Origin of the sequence: Coprococcus sp. AM97-35 (genome assembly GCF_027697525.1) — a bacterium.
In the GTDB taxonomy this organism is placed as follows: Bacteria; Bacillota; Clostridia; order Lachnospirales; family Lachnospiraceae; genus Allocoprococcus; species Allocoprococcus comes.
Map to the genome: position 1 here is coordinate 1 of NZ_JAQESL010000012.1, position 15,741 is coordinate 15,741.

Genomic DNA, 15,741 nt, shown 5'->3' on the forward strand with positions numbered 1-15,741 from the left:
TTCAAATCCTGTCACTCCGATTTTTGTATGTCTGAAGATAAGAAGCTCTTTTGATGCAGATGTGGATTGAAGAATCCGACTGTGTCAGAAGAGATTTTTTATTCTTTCGTAACATTGTACGAAAAGGTGATGGAATCACAGGATGAGTTGTGATAAAATCGGGATAGAGCTGCTTTTGGGGAAAAGAATATGATTCTGACAGGCAGAGGAAAAAGATTGGAAAGAAGGAAAAGATGATGGAAAAATTTTCAGAGATGAAATATGTACGTCCAGATGGGGAAGCGTATATTCAGACCATCCAGAAAGAAACAAAGAACTTTAACGAGGCTGCAGATTTTGAAGGCGCGCATCAGGCATTTGTCGCAATCCTGAATGCAAACAGCCACTTTAATACGACACGCGTCATGGCAAGTATCCGCAACAGCCAGGATACCAATGATGAATTCTATCGAAAAGAGATGGAATATATTTTCGAGATCGAGCCACAGATTGATGTAGAAATGAAAAAATTCTATGAGAGTTATCTGAAGTCTTCTTACAGAACAGAGCTTGAAAAAGAGTTCGGAGAAGTTTATTCCAGACAGGCAGAGAACAAAGTCCGGCTTACCGATCCGTGTAATGCCGATCTGCAGATCCAGGAGAACAAACTGGTTCAGAAGTATTTCCAGGTTGCAGCGGCACCGGTTACAGATTTTCATGGAGAACAGCTTGGGTTCTATGGTCTGTTAAAGATGATGGAGGATACCGACAGAAGCATCCGTAAAGAAGCTTTTGAAAAGTGGGCAGAGCTGTATAAATCGATTTCGGATGAACTGGATTCCCTTTATACGGAACTGATCGGAATCCGTCAGCAGATGGCAAAGAACCTTGGATTTAATGGATATGCCGAGATGATGTATCAGAAGATGGAAAGATTTGAATATACGCCGGAGGATGTGGCAATATTCCGTAAGCAGATCCGGGAGCATATCGTACCGCTTTGTCAGAAACTTTATGAGGAACAGAAAGAAAGACTTGGCATCGAAGAATTAAAATACTATGACGAAAGTCTTACCTATCCGGATGGAAATGCAGTTCCGGAGGGAACGGAAGAAGAACTTCTGGAAAAGGCGAGAACCATGTATCATGAGCTTTCCAAAGAGACAGGAGAGTTCTTTGATTTTATGATGGAATACCGTCTGTTTGATCTGGAAGGAAGACAGGGAAAACAGCAGGGCGGCTACTGTGACTTTATGGAAGAATATAAGGCACCGTTCATTTTTGCAAACTTTAATGGAACCAATGCAGATGTCAATGTCCTTACCCACGAAGCAGGACATGCCTTTGAAGCATACACAGCGTCACGCAATATTCCGGTATTATCGCAGACATTCAGTACCGCAGAGATCAGTGAGATCCATTCAATGGCGATGGAATATTTCACACTGCCGTGGATGCATCTGTTCTTCGGAGAAAATGCAGAAAAACAGAAAAAAGCATACCTGTGGGATTCGCTGGAAGCAATGCCATACATGGCATGCGTAGATGAATTCCAGCACCGTGTATACGCTGAAAATCTGACCGATGCAATGGAAAGAAGAAAAGTATGGCACGAACTGGAAAAAATCTATCTCCCATGGAGAGATTATGACGGCAATGAATTCCTGGGACAGGGCGGATTCTGGATGCAGAAACAGCACCTATTCATGTGCCCGTTCTATTATATTGATTACGCCGTATCCCGTGTAGGAGCCCTCGAATACTACGGAAAAATGCAGGAAGACCTGGAAAGTGCATGGAAAGATTACTACGCCCTCTGCCGCCAGGGCGGAAGCAAAGGCTACCACGAACTCCTCAGAATCGGAAACTTAAGCGACCCATTCAAAGAAGGAACCATCTACAACGTTCTGAAAAAATTGAACCTGATTTAAGCGAAAGAAAACTGAAAAAACATGATATCGATTACATAATCTTATTGCATGTACTGGAGGGACAAGGTATAATTTGCTTATAAGAGTATGGGATCGAAGATTATTATCGATAACCTTGATGGACGAATTACACAAAAGAACTGTTTCAAATTCTGATTTTGTGCAATGGAGATGAAACTCAAAAATCGTGGAAACCTCTGCTGAACACGATTTTCGCCCTAAGAGGTTCATCGGAATGGTTTGCACAACTGAATTTGAAACAGTTCTTTTGTGTAATCCGTCTTCACAGCCTATAACTTTGCATCCAAGAGGATTATAAAGAGAGGAATCGAATATGGAAAAGATCTATGACGTAACCGCCTTAGGCGAACTGCTAATTGATTTTACAGAAAATGGAACAAGTGTACAGGGCAATCCGCTTCTGGAAGCCAATCCGGGAGGCGCACCATGCAACGTACTCGCCATGCTTGAAAAGCTTGGGAAAAAGACCGCATTTATCGGAAAAGTCGGAAAAGATATGTTCGGAGAACAGCTGAAAACTGCAGTCGAAGAAGTTGGAATTGATACACGGAATCTGGTAATGGATGAAGAAGTACATACCACACTTGCGTTCGTACATACTTATCCGGATGGTGACAGAGATTTCTCTTTCTACCGGAATCCGGGAGCAGATATGATGCTGAAAAAAGAAGAAGTGGACGAAGATCTGATCCGTGGGGCAAAGATTTTCCATTTCGGAACACTTTCCTCTACCCATGAAGGCGTGCGAGAAGCAACCAGATATGCGATCGATGTGGCAAAAGAAGCAGGATGTATCATAAGCTTTGACCCGAACCTCCGCCCGCCACTCTGGAAATCACTGGATGAGGCGAAAGCCGAGATCGAATACGGACTTTCCAAATGTGACATCCTGAAAATTTCAGATAATGAAGTGGAATTTTTGTTCGGAACCACGGACTATGATGAGGGAGCAAGACTGATCCGTGAAAAATATCAGATTCCGCTGGTACTCATTACCCTCGGAAAAGACGGAAGCCGTGCATATTATAAAGATCTCCGGGTAGAAGTTCCGGGCTTTGTCCAAGAGCATACGATCGAGACGACCGGCGCCGGAGATACGTTCTGTGCCAATTCCCTGAATTATATTCTGGAGCATGGAATGGAAGAGCTGACCGAAGAAAATTTAAAAGAGCTTCTCACATTTGCAAATGCGGCAGCATCCCTGATCACAACAAGAAAAGGGGCACTTCGGGTTATGCCGACCAGAGAAGAAATCAAGAACTTTATCCAGAATGTATAAAAAAGGAATCTGTTGTAAGACAGAAGAGAAGAACCTCTGCTTGACATCTTGTCCGGCAGAGGTTCTTATGTGCATGTTATAATATTTATTTTTTCTTATTCCAGACATGGATGCCTGCAAGGATTCCACCAATATACAGGATACTGATGAGTACCGTCGGATTCTCATGCAGACTGTATACTACAGCTACAATTGCAGCAAGGATCACTGTCAGCATAAAGGCATTCATAATCCGTTTTTCGCGGATGTTGCGTTCCTGCACCTGGAGCTCATGACGCTTTTCTTCAAGCTTCAGATACTCAAGAAGCTGATCATCCGGAATTTTTTCCAGGATATATTTTTCACGCAGATAGTTCAGTTCTTTTGCTGTATGGAAAATGTGGTGGTGGAAACTTTTCTTTTCTCCGGTAAACGGATCTTTTTCGGAATCGTCAGAAGATTTGAAATCTTCCGATGAAAAATCCGTGTAAGTATTCTTTTTTTCCTCAGATGAAATGGTTTCTGTTTCAGAGGAATCTGGTTCCGGAGCTGGAGCTTCTTTGGGTGGTACATCAGTGGCTGTATGGATATCTCCGGATTCGGAATCTGGTTCTGTAGAAAGCTTTGGATCAGAATCGGCAGATTCTGAGAAAGCTAAAATTTCAGACATATCTTAACCTCCTTCGATCATGAAAATGATCGATTTTCTTTTCTTATAGAATACCAGTTTCGTATAAAAATTTCAATCGACAGCGAGAAGGAAATGTCTGCTGAGGATTATAAGAAAATCTCATTTGGCTTTCGTCCAGATAACAGATTTTTCATTTTCAGAGATGCGGCAGCCAAAAAGACAGGGTTTAGCTTCCGGATACCTTTTGGACAGGCGGCGATACATCCCATACAACTGATACATTTGCTGCTATCGCCGGTTCGGATATTATTTTTATTGATTGCACCTGTTGGGCAGGCATCGGCACATTTTCCACAGCCAGTGCAGGAAGCACTTGCTTTTGGAACAACATTCAGGTTGCCAAGGCGTTTATACTCATGACTGCCAGGCACGAAATAATCAGTAGACAATTCTTTTTCAGAGGAAAGTTTTTCGAGTATTTCTTCTGCAAATTTCTTTAACTCTTTGTTATCTTCTTCGTCTGGTCGTCCACTGCCGAATTGGCGCATGATAGAATGTTCTGCAACAGCTGCAACGGAGGCGATAACATTGAAACCGCATAACTCGGCGGTATCTTTTAACTGGATCAGACCATCGTCATATGCGCGATTTCCATATACGGCAATAACTACACAATTTGCATGGTTCCCTTGTATCTCTTTCATCCTTTCAATGACGATATCAGGAATAACGCCTTCGAATACAGGAGCTGCGATGACAGCAAGTGAATCAGAAGGGACTGTTACATCTGAAAAGCTGACATCGTGCCGGATAAGATTCACGGTATTTGTAATATTTCCCAGATAGCAGCTGATCTGGTCTGCAACTTTTTTGGTCCCTCCGGTAGGACTAAATGTAATTTCTACAACTGGATATGTTTTCATTTTTTTACTCCTTTGGTGTAATTTTTGAATTTACAACAAGACTATCATTTCATAGATGTAATGTCAATATTTACACCTATAGAAAAATATGATAAGCTAAAATGAAATCAAAGGAGGAAGTCAGAGTATGCAGTTATCAATAAGGGCATCGCTTGCAATCCATTGTCTGATACTGGTCAGCGAATTTGGAGAGATGGATAAGATCACAAGTGAAAAGATTGCTTTATCAACGGGAACGAATCCGGTAGCGATACGCAGTATCATGAGTGCTTTAAAAAAAGCTGGAATCCTTAATGTGAAAAACGGTACCGGTGGAACGACTTTAAATATGCCGCCGGAAGAAATTACAGTATACAGAATCTGCAATGCCGTGAAACCGCAGTTCTGTAAAAATATATTTCACGTACATACCAAAGCTTCTAAATTGTGTCCAGTTGGACGTAACATCCGGACGGTTTTGCAACACTCCTATTTTAAATTTGAATCTGCATTGGAAGACAGCCTGAAGACAGTTACGCTTGCAGATATGATCCGGGATTATCATATGCAGTTAGAAAAAGAGAAATAATCTTTGTCAGTTGGAATTGTCAAAAAAAGAAAAATTTTCTATAATAAAAAGTGGAATAAGGATGTGTATACAGCATTTTTTATTTAACAGGAAATTCTGAAGGAACTTCCTGTTAAATAAAAGGCACCGTGTGCCGGAGATGCGCACTCGCGCGAAGATGAAGGATGTCGCAAGCGGTCTACGCTCCGCTTCGGTCGTTGCTTAACGAGCGCCACTGGCGCTCAGCAACGCGCTCGGCGCGAGAATGTGCCAGGGCATATTCTTTTTTAAGAAAATAAGAGTACGAGGAACAAAGGATGAATGAAAAATTAAAAGAAATGAGAGAAGCATGGAAAAATCTGTATGGTTCATTGTTCAAATGGATCGTTTTGTCCGGGGTGATCGGAAGTCTTATCGGATTGATCGCCAGCGGATTTTCCTATGCGATTGTATGGGCGACTTCGTTTAGACAGGCAAATCCGATGATCATTCTTGGGTTACCGTTAGGAGGTCTTTTGATCGTCTGGCTGTACAAAATTACCGGGCAGGAGAAGAACTCTGGAACGAACCTGGTTCTGACAGTAGTCCGGTCGGATGAGGAAGAGGTTCCGGGATGGGTGACACCACTGATTCTGATATCGACAGCGATCACACATCTGTTTGGAGGATCTTCCGGACGAGAGGGTGCAGCGCTTCAGTTTGGAGCAAGTGTAGGAAATGTATGTGCGAAATATCTGCATTTGAATGAGAGTGACAAGAAGATCATCATTCTGGCAAGTATGAGTGCCGCATTTTCAGCACTTTTCGGGACACCGATGGCGGCGGTTGTATTTCCAATGGAAGTGATCAGTGTTGGTGTGATGTATTATGCCGCGCTGGTGCCATGTGTATTTTCTGCATTTGCCGCACAGGGGATTGCGCTGCTTCTGAAAGTGAGGACCGTTACTCCGCCGTATTTGGTAGAATCGGTTCCGAATTTTTACAGTGTGGATTCGATCAAAGCGATCATTCTGGCAATTGCGTGTGCGCTTGTCGGAGCACTGTTCTGTATTGTGCTGCATAATGGGGAACATTATCTGAAGAAATGGTTTCCGAATCCGTATGTGCGTGTGGTTGCAGGGGCAGCAGGAGTGATCATTTTGTATTTTGCACTCAGAACGGATGCCTATCTGGGGCTTGGAACAGGTGTGATCCAGGCAAGCTTTAAAGAGACGGCAGGACCACAGATGTTCCTTCTGAAAATGCTGTTTACGGCACTGACGCTCTGCGCCGGATTCAAGGGTGGGGAAATCGTACCGTCACTGTTTATCGGGGCGACACTTGGTTCTTTTATGTCTACGATCCTTGCAGCACCGACAGATATCTGTGCGGCATGTGGAATGGTTGGTGTCTTTTGTGCAGTTACAAACAGTCCGATCACATCTCTTTTGATTGCAGCAGAGTTGTTTGGATTTAACGGGATGCCGTTTTACTGTATTGTGGTTGCGGTAAGCTATCTGCTTTCCGGATATTACAGCTTATATAAGGAACAGAAAATTGTTTATTCCAAAACAGAGAATAAATACGTGGATAAACATACGAAATAATCAAAAAACAAAAAGAAACAAAGTGAATTGATGATTTTAAAGCAAAAAAGCTGACAATTAACGAGAAAAAATTAAAAAATAGAAGAAAATACTTGAAAAAGTAAAGAACGTGTGCTAGTATCTAAAAATAATTTAGTAAAGCAAAGCGATGAAAGAGACTCTTGCTTCTGGAACTTGACAGGAATACGGCGTCACCGACTGAGAGCGCTGTTTGAGGAATGAGGCGAAGGGAACACTCTGGAGCAGATTATCTGAATGGAAAGCACAGGTGCTTTAGTAGGGTAATACGGTTCATGCACGTTACGCATGTAAGAGAGGAATCCCAAAGGATTCAATGCGGGTGGTACCGCGGATCATCAGATTATCCGTCCCGGAATACGAAAAAGTATTCCGGGGCTTTTTTATTGCCATGTACATCAAAAAACAATCCGGAATACGAAGTTGACAAAAGCAAAACATATTTTAGGAGGATTGTGACATGGAATTTATGACAGGTGTAAAAGAAAAAGAAACGCTGGAACTTAGTGAATTACTGGAAGAGGGAAGACTTGGAGAAGAAGTGAAGGTAAATGGAGCCGTTCATACAATTCGTGACATGGGAACAGTCGCTTTCGTGATTCTGAGAAAACGGGAAGGTCTGGTCCAGTGTGTATACGAAGAAGGCGTTACAAAATTTAACTTGAAAGATTTAAGAGAAGCCGCTACAGTAGAAGTAACAGGAAAACTGACCGAATCAGAGAAGGCACCGAACGGAATGGAAATCCGTCTGAGTGAGATAAAAGTACTCAGTATGCCAAAAGACAGCCTTCCACTTGCTGTTTCAAAGTGGAAACTGAACACTTCCCTGGAAGCGAAGCTGAACTATCGTTCCATTTCTCTTCGGAACGTAAGGGAAAGAGCGAAGTTTAAAATTCAGGAAGGAATCGTAAGAGGATTCAGAGAGTTCCTGTATAAAGAAGGTTTTACAGAAATTCATACCCCGAAGATCGGAGCAAAAGGAGCAGAAGGAGGATCTAACCTCTTCCGACTGGATTATTTCCATCGTTCGGCAGTGCTGGAACAGAGTCCACAGCTGTACAAACAGATGATGGTTGGTGTTTTTGACAGAGTATTTGAGACAGGACCGGTATTCAGAGCAGAAAAACACAACACCAAGCGTCATCTGAACGAATATACCAGTCTGGATTTTGAAATGGGTTATATCGACAGCTTTGAAGATATCATGGCGATGGAAACGGGCTTCCTTCAGTATACGATGGAGCTTCTGAAAAAGGATTATGCGAAGGAACTTAAAATCCTGGACGTGACACTTCCGGATGTCTCTAAAATTCCGGCAATCCGTTTTGACGAGGCAAAGCAGAAGGTTTCAGAAAAGTATGGACGTAAGATCCGCAATCCATTTGATCTGGAACCCGAGGAAGAGCATCTGATCGGACAGTACGCAAAAGAGGAATGGGATTCTGATTTTGTATTTGTAACCTACTATCCGTCAAAGAAGCGTCCGTTCTATGCAATGGACGATCCACAGGATGAGAAATTCACACTCAGCTTTGACCTTTTGTTCCGTGGACTTGAGATCACGACCGGAGGACAGAGAATCCATGACTACGACATGCTGATGGAAAAGCTTGCAAAGCGGGGAATGACGGAAGAAGGACTGGAGACCTATCTGGATACATTCAAACATGGTATGCCGCCACATGGAGGTCTTGGAATCGGAATGGAACGTCTGACAATGCAGCTTCTTGGTGAAGATAACGTCCGTGAGACAACCCTCTTCCCGAGAGATTTAAGCAGACTTACTCCGTAGAGACGAAGCTCCCTGGCTGGCAGGTAAAAAAGGAAGCTGACAAGAGGCAGCGGGGGAGGTCAAAATGAGACGAAGATGTTCCTTATGTGGAGGAAAATTAAACGGAAATATCTGCACAGAGTGTGGGCTTGACAATTCAAAGAATGACGATCAGTATGTGACACTTGGAAATTCCGGTCATGAAGAATCGCTGACACATATACATACGGAAGCGGAAAAGCCGTATGAAGGAAAGACCATGACTCGGGAAAATGTGCGTAAGGCGAAGAATGCAGATAAAAATGCAAAGAAAGCAGCTGCAAAAAAGGCGTCAAAGAATGCGGAAGCAGGAAAAGTAAATCCGGCGGGGAATGGATATTCTGCAGCAAATGCGAGCTACAATACCGCAGGCACAAGCTACAGCCAGACAGGAAACCAGAGTTACAGTTATACATCATCTTCAATGCAACAACGCAGCAGACCGGTAAAAAAGAAAAGGAAGCTTGGAAAGTTTCTGATCGGCTTTGTGATCATTGCAGCATTTGCAGGTGAGCTTGGCGGAACGATCAGCGATGAAGTTCAGCATTATTTTGATGACTATACTTATGATGACAGTGACAGCTACACCGAGGAAGATCCATACAGTGATTTGCAGGAAGTGATGCCGGAAGAAGGAGAACTTTATGAAGCAGACCTGACAGCCGGAATTTATAAAGGCGGTGTACATCTTCCGCAGGGAACCTATACACTGACCTGCAAAAGTGGAAGTGGTCAGGTAGAGCTGACAGACAGCAAAAATAATATCTGGGTGCAGTACAATTTTGGTGATGACTACGATAATACGGAAGAAGAAGTCAGTGACTTTGAAGTATTTCCGGGATGTTATGTGATAGTAGAGGATACACTGGAGCTTCACATGACAGCAGAGAATGCACAGATGAATCTGACAGCAATTGCAAATCCGCTTACAGAATCGAAAACCGTATCGGATAAATTTACAGTAGGAAAAGACGTACCTGCAGGTGTCTATGATGTGAAATGTGTGGAAGGTTTTGGGATTTTTGATTATGACGTGACAGTAAGCGCCGGATACGAAAATTATATGGGAATGCTGATCGGTAATGAAGAGTCGGGATTTCCACAGGAGCTGAAAAATATTGTCCTGATCGATGGAACAGAAGTTGATCTGGAAGGACTTACAGTAGAACTTACACCGAGTGAGTGGATTGAATCGGAGGAGTACGAAAGCTTTTACGATAATTATTATTAGAAAGGACGAGTACAATGGCAAACAAGATTTCGGATGAAACAATCGAATACGTTGGAATCCTGGCAAAGCTGGAGCTTTCTGACGAAGAAAAAGAGCAGGCAAAGAAAGATATGGAAACCATGCTTGATTATATTGATACCCTGAATGAACTGGATACAGAAGGAATTGAACCGATGTCACATGTATTTCCGGTAAATAATGTATTCCGTGAGGATGTAGTGACAAATGGAGACAATCACGAAGCAATGCTGGCAAATGCGCCGCAGCAGAAAGAACAGAGCTACAAAGTACCTAGAACATTCGCATAGGAGGAAATCGAAAGATGGATTTGAAAGGTCTTACTGCCGTTGAACTTGGAAAAAAGATTCAGGCAAAAGAAGTTACAGTAAAAGAAGCAGTGGAAGCCTGCTTCGCACAGATTGATAAAGTAGAAAAAGAAGTCAACAGTTTTGTATCACTTCAAAAAGAAGCTGCCTTAAAAAGAGCGGAAGAAGTGCAGAAGCTGATCGATGACGGAACACTGACCGGACCGCTTGCAGGAGTACCGGTTGCGATCAAGGATAACATGTGTACGGAAGGTGTGACGACCACCTGCAGTTCAAAAATTCTGAGTAATTTTGTACCGACATTTTCAGCAGAAGCAGTTCTGAACCTGGAAAAAGCAGGTGCAGTTGTGATCGGAAAGACTAATATGGATGAATTCGCGATGGGAAGCACGACTGAGACTTCTTATTATGGAGAGACAAAGAATCCGTGGAATCTGGAGCATGTACCGGGTGGATCTTCCGGTGGCTCCTGTGCGGCAGTTGCGGCTCTGGAAGTACCATATGCTCTTGGATCTGACACCGGCGGATCGATCCGTCAGCCAAGTTCTTACTGCGGAATCGTTGGAATCAAGCCAACCTACGGAACGGTATCCCGTTATGGACTGATCGCTTACGGATCATCTCTTGACCAGATCGGACCGGTTGCAAGGGACGTAACCGACTGTGCGACGGTTCTTGAGACCATCGCATCCCATGATGTAAAAGACAGTACTTCGGTAGAACGCCAGGACACGGATTTTACGAGTGCGTTGGTAAACGATGTAAAAGGGATGAAGATCGGTATTCCAAAAGATTATTTTGGAGAAGGTCTGGACGAAGAAGTGAAAAAACCGATTCTGGAAGCCGCAGAGGTTCTGAAAAATGCAGGAGCTGAGATTGAAGAATTTGATCTTGGACTTGTAAAATATGCGATTCCGGCTTATTATGTCATCGCATCAGCAGAGGCAAGTTCCAACCTGTCCCGATTTGACGGTGTGAAATACGGATACCGCACAAAGGATTATGAAGAGCTTCACCAGATGTACAAAAAGACCCGCTCCGAGGGCTTCGGACCGGAGGTAAAGCGCCGTATCATGCTTGGGTCTTTCGTACTCAGTTCCGGATATTATGATGCTTATTATCTGAAAGCACTCCGTACAAAAGCACTGATTAAAAAGGCATTTGACAGTGCATTTGCAAAATATGATATGATCCTGGCGCCGGCAGCACCGACGACAGCACCGACGACAGCACCGAAGCTTGGAGCTTCCTTAAGTGATCCGATCAAAATGTATCTGGGCGACATTTATACGATTTCCGTCAACCTGGCAGGACTTCCGGGGATTAGTATTCCGGTTGGACGGGATGCGAAAGGACTTCCGGTTGGAATGCAGCTCATCGGAGACTGCTTCCAGGAGAAGAAGCTTTTTCAGGCAGCTTATACCTATGAGTGCCTGACAGAGAAAAAATGGGTATCTATGTACGACAAAACAGAAGCAGCCGGAAAGGAGGAAGCATAGATGTCAAAGCAGTATGAAACCGTAATCGGTCTGGAAGTTCACGTAGAACTTGCAACAAAGACAAAAATTTTCTGTGGATGCAGTACCGCATTCGGGGGCGCACCGAATACACATACTTGCCCGGTATGTACCGGTATGCCGGGCTCCCTTCCGGTATTAAATAAAAAAGTAGTAGAATATGCGATGGCAGTAGGACTTGCGACAAACTGTAAGATCACACAGGTGTGCAAATTCGACCGTAAGAATTATTTCTATCCGGATAACCCGCAGAACTATCAGATTTCACAGCTCTATCTGCCAATTGCGAGAGACGGCTATGTAGAGATTGAAGTCGGAGAGCAGAAGAAAAAAGTTCGGATCCATGAGATGCATATGGAAGAGGATGCCGGAAAGCTGATCCATGATGAGTGGGAGGACTGCTCTTTAGTCGATTATAACCGAAGTGGGGTTCCGCTGATCGAGATTGTATCGGAGCCGGATATGCGTTCGGCAGATGAAGTCATTGCTTATCTGGAAAAATTGCGTATGATCTGCCAGTATCTGGGAGCATCGGACTGTAAGCTTCAGGAAGGATCCATGCGAGCAGACGTCAATCTTTCGGTTCGTGAAGTAGGTGCTTCTGAGTTTGGAACACGTACTGAGATGAAGAACCTGAACTCCTTTAAAGCGATTACACATGCGATCGAGGGAGAGAGACAGAGACAGATCGAACTCATCGAAGAAGGAAAGAAAGTCATTCAGGAAACCAGAAGATGGGATGATAATAAAGAATATTCTTATGCAATGCGTTCCAAAGAGGATGCGCAGGACTATCGCTATTTCCCGGAACCGGATCTGGTGCCGATCGTGATCAGTGATGAATGGATCCAGAAGATCAAAGACCAACAGCCGGAGCTGAGAAATGAAAAACTTGCACGTTATGAGAAAGATTATGATATTCCACGTTATGATGCGGAGCTCATTACCGGAACGAAGAAGATGGCAGATCTCTTTGAGGCGACCTGTGCAATCTGCAACAAGCCGAAAAAAGTGTCCAACTGGCTGATGGTAGAAACCATGCGTCTATTAAATGAAAACGGACAGGAGCCGGCAGATATTAAATTTTCACCGGAGAACCTTGCAAAACTGATCGAACTTGCAGACGCAGGAACCATCAACAGTTCTGTTGCAAAAGAGGTATTTGAAAAGGTATTTGCAGAGGATGTGGATCCGGAAAAATATGTAGAGGATCACGGACTGAAGACCGTCAACGATGAAGGTGCACTCCGCACACTTGCGGAAGAAGTGATTGCAAAGAATCCAAAGGCAGTGGAAGATTTCAAGGGTGGAAAAGAAAAAGCCCTTGGCGCACTGGTTGGACAGATCATGAAGGCAATGAAAGGAAAAGCAAATCCGGGTATGGTTAATGAACTGCTCAGAGAAATGCTGAAATAAAAAAATAGAAATAAAAAAATCGTCCGGTTATCACGGAGTAAAATGTGATAATCGGACGTTTTTTATTACATATACTGTATCTGTTCTTTCGCCGGTTCCGATGCCGGATTTTCAAAGAATTTCTCTTTTTCCGTCACTTCCAGTACTTCTCCATGATCCATGAAGATCACCTGATCGGCAATTCGCTTTGCCTGAGCCAGATTATGTGTGACGATGACGAAAGTATACTGGTCTTTCAACTCCAAAAGCGTTTCTTCGATTGCAATTGTATTCTTCATATCCAGTGCGGAGCACGGCTCGTCAAGGAGCAGGATCTCCGGACCGGCACAGAGGCTTCGTGCGATAGCAAGACGCTGCTTCTGACCGCCGGATAATTTGAGGGCGGATTTTTTCAGTTGATCTTTGACCTCATCGTAGAGTTTTGCTTTCTGCAGAGACTCTGTAATTTTCTCAGCAATCTCTTTCTTATTACGGACACCGTGGTATTTCAGTACATAAGACAGATTCTTTTCGATACTGTGCGGGAAAGCGATCGGCTGTTGGAAAACCATGCCAACACGCCTTCTGAGTTTTTCTTTCGGAAGAGATTTGATATCGGTTCCTTCTAAAGTAATTGTTCCTGAGAGATAGCCGCCTTCTTCTTCTACCATCCGGTTCAGGGTTTTCAGAAAAGTTGTTTTTCCGCAGCCGGACTGACCAACGATGGCTGTAATCTGTCCTTTCGGGATCGTCAGGCTGATTCCGTGAAGGATTTCGTGTTTTCCAAATCCACATTTTAGATTTTCTATATTCAGCATATCAGTTGTCCTTTCGTAGATAGGTGATAAATTTACATATTAACTGGATGATGAGTAGGAAGAGCATCAGTACAAATGCGGTTCCATAAGCATAATCCAGAGAAAATCCGTTGTTCACAAGGATATACAGGTGATATGGAAGTGACATGAACGGATCGGAGAGAGAATGCGGAACATCTGCCTGCATGACAGCTCCGGTGTATAAAATCGGTGCAACGGCACCCATGCCGTATGCCATTCCAAGCGCAACGGTTCCGAGAAGCTCTACAGAGCAGACCGGAAGGATCAGTTTCCGGAGGGCATACTCACGGGAAAGTCCGAGACTTAGGGAGTTCTTCATATATTCACGCCCCTTCTCTTCCAGAATCTTTTCTGCTCGAATTGCAACAAAAGGAATGATCATTGCTGCAACACACAGTGCCGAACACAGAAGGCTGCGGTTAAGTCCAAAACGGTAGATCAGAAGCGTATATCCAACCAGCCCGAACAGGATCGAAGGGATTCCGGAAAGCCCGGTGATCGCCATATTTACAAGGACGGAAAATCGTTTTCCGGTGCTGTAAAATACAAGATAAATGGCAGCGCCGATACCAAGGATACCGCCGATCAGTGCAGAAAGTGCGCCAAGGTAAATGGAACCCATCAGTGCAGGATAGATACCGCCTGCAGTTCCAAGTGGAACACCGGCAGGCTTGTCCAGAAGGAAGGACAGGCTAAATACTTTTTTCCCTTTCCAGAAGACATAAAGGAAAAGGAAGAGTGTAACAACGATCACGCAAAGTCCGAGTATACTGAGAATCAGGCGTGTGAAAAATTTCTGCAGTTTAGTTTTCATGGGTGGCAAGCCTCCTTTTCAGAAGATAGCTGATACCGAGTACGATGAAAAGAATCACAAGCAGCACAGCATTTGCAACGTAAAGTACGGAGAGGTGAAGGCTTCCGTATTCAATACTTCCCATTTCCAGTGCGGTGAGGGCTGGAAGTGTCTGACCACGTCCAAGGAGTTTGGGATAAATCGGGGAATTACCGATTACCATCATGACGGCCATTGTCTCGCCAAGTGCGCGGCCGAATGCCATCATTGCACCTGCAATGATTCCCGGCCGGATTGCCGGAAGAATAAAATGCAGCAGGGTAAATTCTCTGGAGAATCCAAGTGTGATCGCACTGAACTCGTAAGTCTTTCGTGCAGTCTGTAAAGATTCATGACAGGTGGAAATAACGAATGGTAAAAGCATGATCCCCAGTACGATCCCGGCTGCCAGGATACATTGACCGGCTGCCATATGGAGGTGGGTGGCAAAGGCTTTTACAAGAACCGTAAGTCCGATAAATCCGAAGATGACGGACGGGATTCCTGCAACCAGATCGATGAACGCAAGGAATATGGATGCCACCTTTTTCGGAAGGTAATAGTCCAGAAAGCAGGCACAGGCAACGCCGAAGATGAGTGCGAGGACAACTGCGATCGCTGAGACATAAAGGGTACCGGCAATCGCAGGTAAAAGTCCGTACTGCGGTTTCTGACTGACAGGGCGCCATTCAGTGGTAGGCAGGAACATTTTGATTCCAAGCTGTGAAATGGCAGGAATACTTTCCTTCACAATATGGATCATCATGACTGCCATCAGTGCCGTTACGAGAAAGGCAGCCAGATAAATGATTCCTTTGCTGAATTTATCTGAAAGTTTCTTAAACATAGTAAATCCTTTCTAGGTATGATGCAGGACAGACAGCGCTGTCCGGATAC

The 15,741-nt window shown here is 44.0% G+C and carries 14 protein-coding genes; 9 read left to right on the forward strand and 5 right to left on the reverse strand.

Annotated features, from left to right (window positions below; genetic code table 11):
• Positions 1 to 233 precede the first annotated feature (233 nt).
• Positions 234 to 1,910, forward strand: a complete 1,677-nt coding sequence (locus tag PG840_RS10045) for a M3 family oligoendopeptidase (protein ID WP_270205721.1) — start codon at positions 234 to 236, stop codon at positions 1,908 to 1,910.
• A gap of 334 nt (positions 1,911 to 2,244) precedes the next feature.
• Entirely contained in the window at positions 2,245 to 3,210 is a 966-nt protein-coding gene (locus tag PG840_RS10050) for a carbohydrate kinase family protein (RefSeq protein ID WP_270613592.1), read from the forward strand.
• 85 nt (positions 3,211 to 3,295) lie between these two features.
• Here the strand turns inward: PG840_RS10050 and PG840_RS10055 are convergent, their stop codons facing one another.
• The gene (locus PG840_RS10055) at positions 3,296 to 3,859 is read right to left on the reverse strand and encodes a hypothetical protein (protein ID WP_270613593.1); all 564 of its coding nucleotides are present in this window, start codon (positions 3,857 to 3,859) and stop codon (positions 3,296 to 3,298) included.
• A 107-nt stretch (positions 3,860 to 3,966) separates the two neighbouring features.
• On the reverse strand, positions 3,967 to 4,743 hold the full coding sequence (locus PG840_RS10060; RefSeq protein ID WP_270613594.1) for a 4Fe-4S binding protein: 777 nt from the start codon (positions 4,741 to 4,743) through the stop codon (positions 3,967 to 3,969).
• A 127-nt stretch (positions 4,744 to 4,870) separates the two neighbouring features.
• On the opposite strand from PG840_RS10060, the gene PG840_RS10065 reads away from it, so the two are divergent.
• The 7 genes from PG840_RS10065 to gatB all read left to right on the forward strand — a co-directional run bounded on the left by PG840_RS10065 (position 4,871) and on the right by gatB (position 13,194).
• The gene (locus PG840_RS10065; protein ID WP_270613595.1) at positions 4,871 to 5,311 is read left to right on the forward strand and encodes an Rrf2 family transcriptional regulator; all 441 of its coding nucleotides are present in this window, start codon (positions 4,871 to 4,873) and stop codon (positions 5,309 to 5,311) included.
• A 296-nt stretch (positions 5,312 to 5,607) separates the two neighbouring features.
• Positions 5,608 to 6,876, forward strand: a complete 1,269-nt coding sequence (locus tag PG840_RS10070; protein WP_117834678.1) for a chloride channel protein — start codon at positions 5,608 to 5,610, stop codon at positions 6,874 to 6,876.
• Positions 6,877 to 7,354: 478 nt separating this feature from the next.
• On the forward strand, positions 7,355 to 8,686 hold the full coding sequence (gene aspS / locus PG840_RS10075; RefSeq protein ID WP_270613596.1) for an aspartate--tRNA(Asn) ligase: 1,332 nt from the start codon (positions 7,355 to 7,357) through the stop codon (positions 8,684 to 8,686).
• Positions 8,687 to 8,750: 64 nt separating this feature from the next.
• On the forward strand, positions 8,751 to 9,935 hold the full coding sequence (locus tag PG840_RS10080; RefSeq protein ID WP_270613597.1) for a hypothetical protein: 1,185 nt from the start codon (positions 8,751 to 8,753) through the stop codon (positions 9,933 to 9,935).
• Positions 9,936 to 9,949: 14 nt separating this feature from the next.
• Positions 9,950 to 10,243: an Asp-tRNA(Asn)/Glu-tRNA(Gln) amidotransferase subunit GatC gene (gene gatC, locus PG840_RS10085; RefSeq protein ID WP_008373126.1), complete on the forward strand. Its 294-nt coding sequence runs from the start codon at positions 9,950 to 9,952 to the stop codon at positions 10,241 to 10,243.
• 14 nt (positions 10,244 to 10,257) lie between these two features.
• Positions 10,258 to 11,760: an Asp-tRNA(Asn)/Glu-tRNA(Gln) amidotransferase subunit GatA gene (gene gatA / locus PG840_RS10090; RefSeq protein WP_270613598.1), complete on the forward strand. Its 1,503-nt coding sequence runs from the start codon at positions 10,258 to 10,260 to the stop codon at positions 11,758 to 11,760.
• Positions 11,761 to 13,194, forward strand: coding sequence for an Asp-tRNA(Asn)/Glu-tRNA(Gln) amidotransferase subunit GatB (gene gatB / locus PG840_RS10095; RefSeq protein WP_117557128.1), 1,434 nt, complete (start codon positions 11,761 to 11,763; stop codon positions 13,192 to 13,194).
• A 65-nt stretch (positions 13,195 to 13,259) separates the two neighbouring features.
• Here the strand turns inward: gatB and PG840_RS10100 are convergent, their stop codons facing one another.
• The 3 genes from PG840_RS10100 to pstC are packed head-to-tail and all read right to left on the reverse strand — an operon-like array spanning position 13,260 to position 15,691.
• A complete protein-coding gene (locus PG840_RS10100) occupies positions 13,260 to 13,991 on the reverse strand; it encodes a phosphate ABC transporter ATP-binding protein (RefSeq protein ID WP_055247668.1) in 732 nt (243 codons plus the stop codon).
• A 1-nt stretch (position 13,992) separates the two neighbouring features.
• Positions 13,993 to 14,826, reverse strand: coding sequence for a PstA family ABC transporter permease (locus PG840_RS10105; RefSeq protein WP_215687135.1), 834 nt, complete (start codon positions 14,824 to 14,826; stop codon positions 13,993 to 13,995).
• Positions 14,816 to 15,691, reverse strand: coding sequence for a phosphate ABC transporter permease subunit PstC (pstC, locus tag PG840_RS10110; protein WP_118198729.1), 876 nt, complete (start codon positions 15,689 to 15,691; stop codon positions 14,816 to 14,818). The genes PG840_RS10105 and pstC overlap by 11 nt, the downstream gene beginning before the upstream one ends.
• Between the last annotated feature and the right edge of the window lie 50 nt (positions 15,692 to 15,741).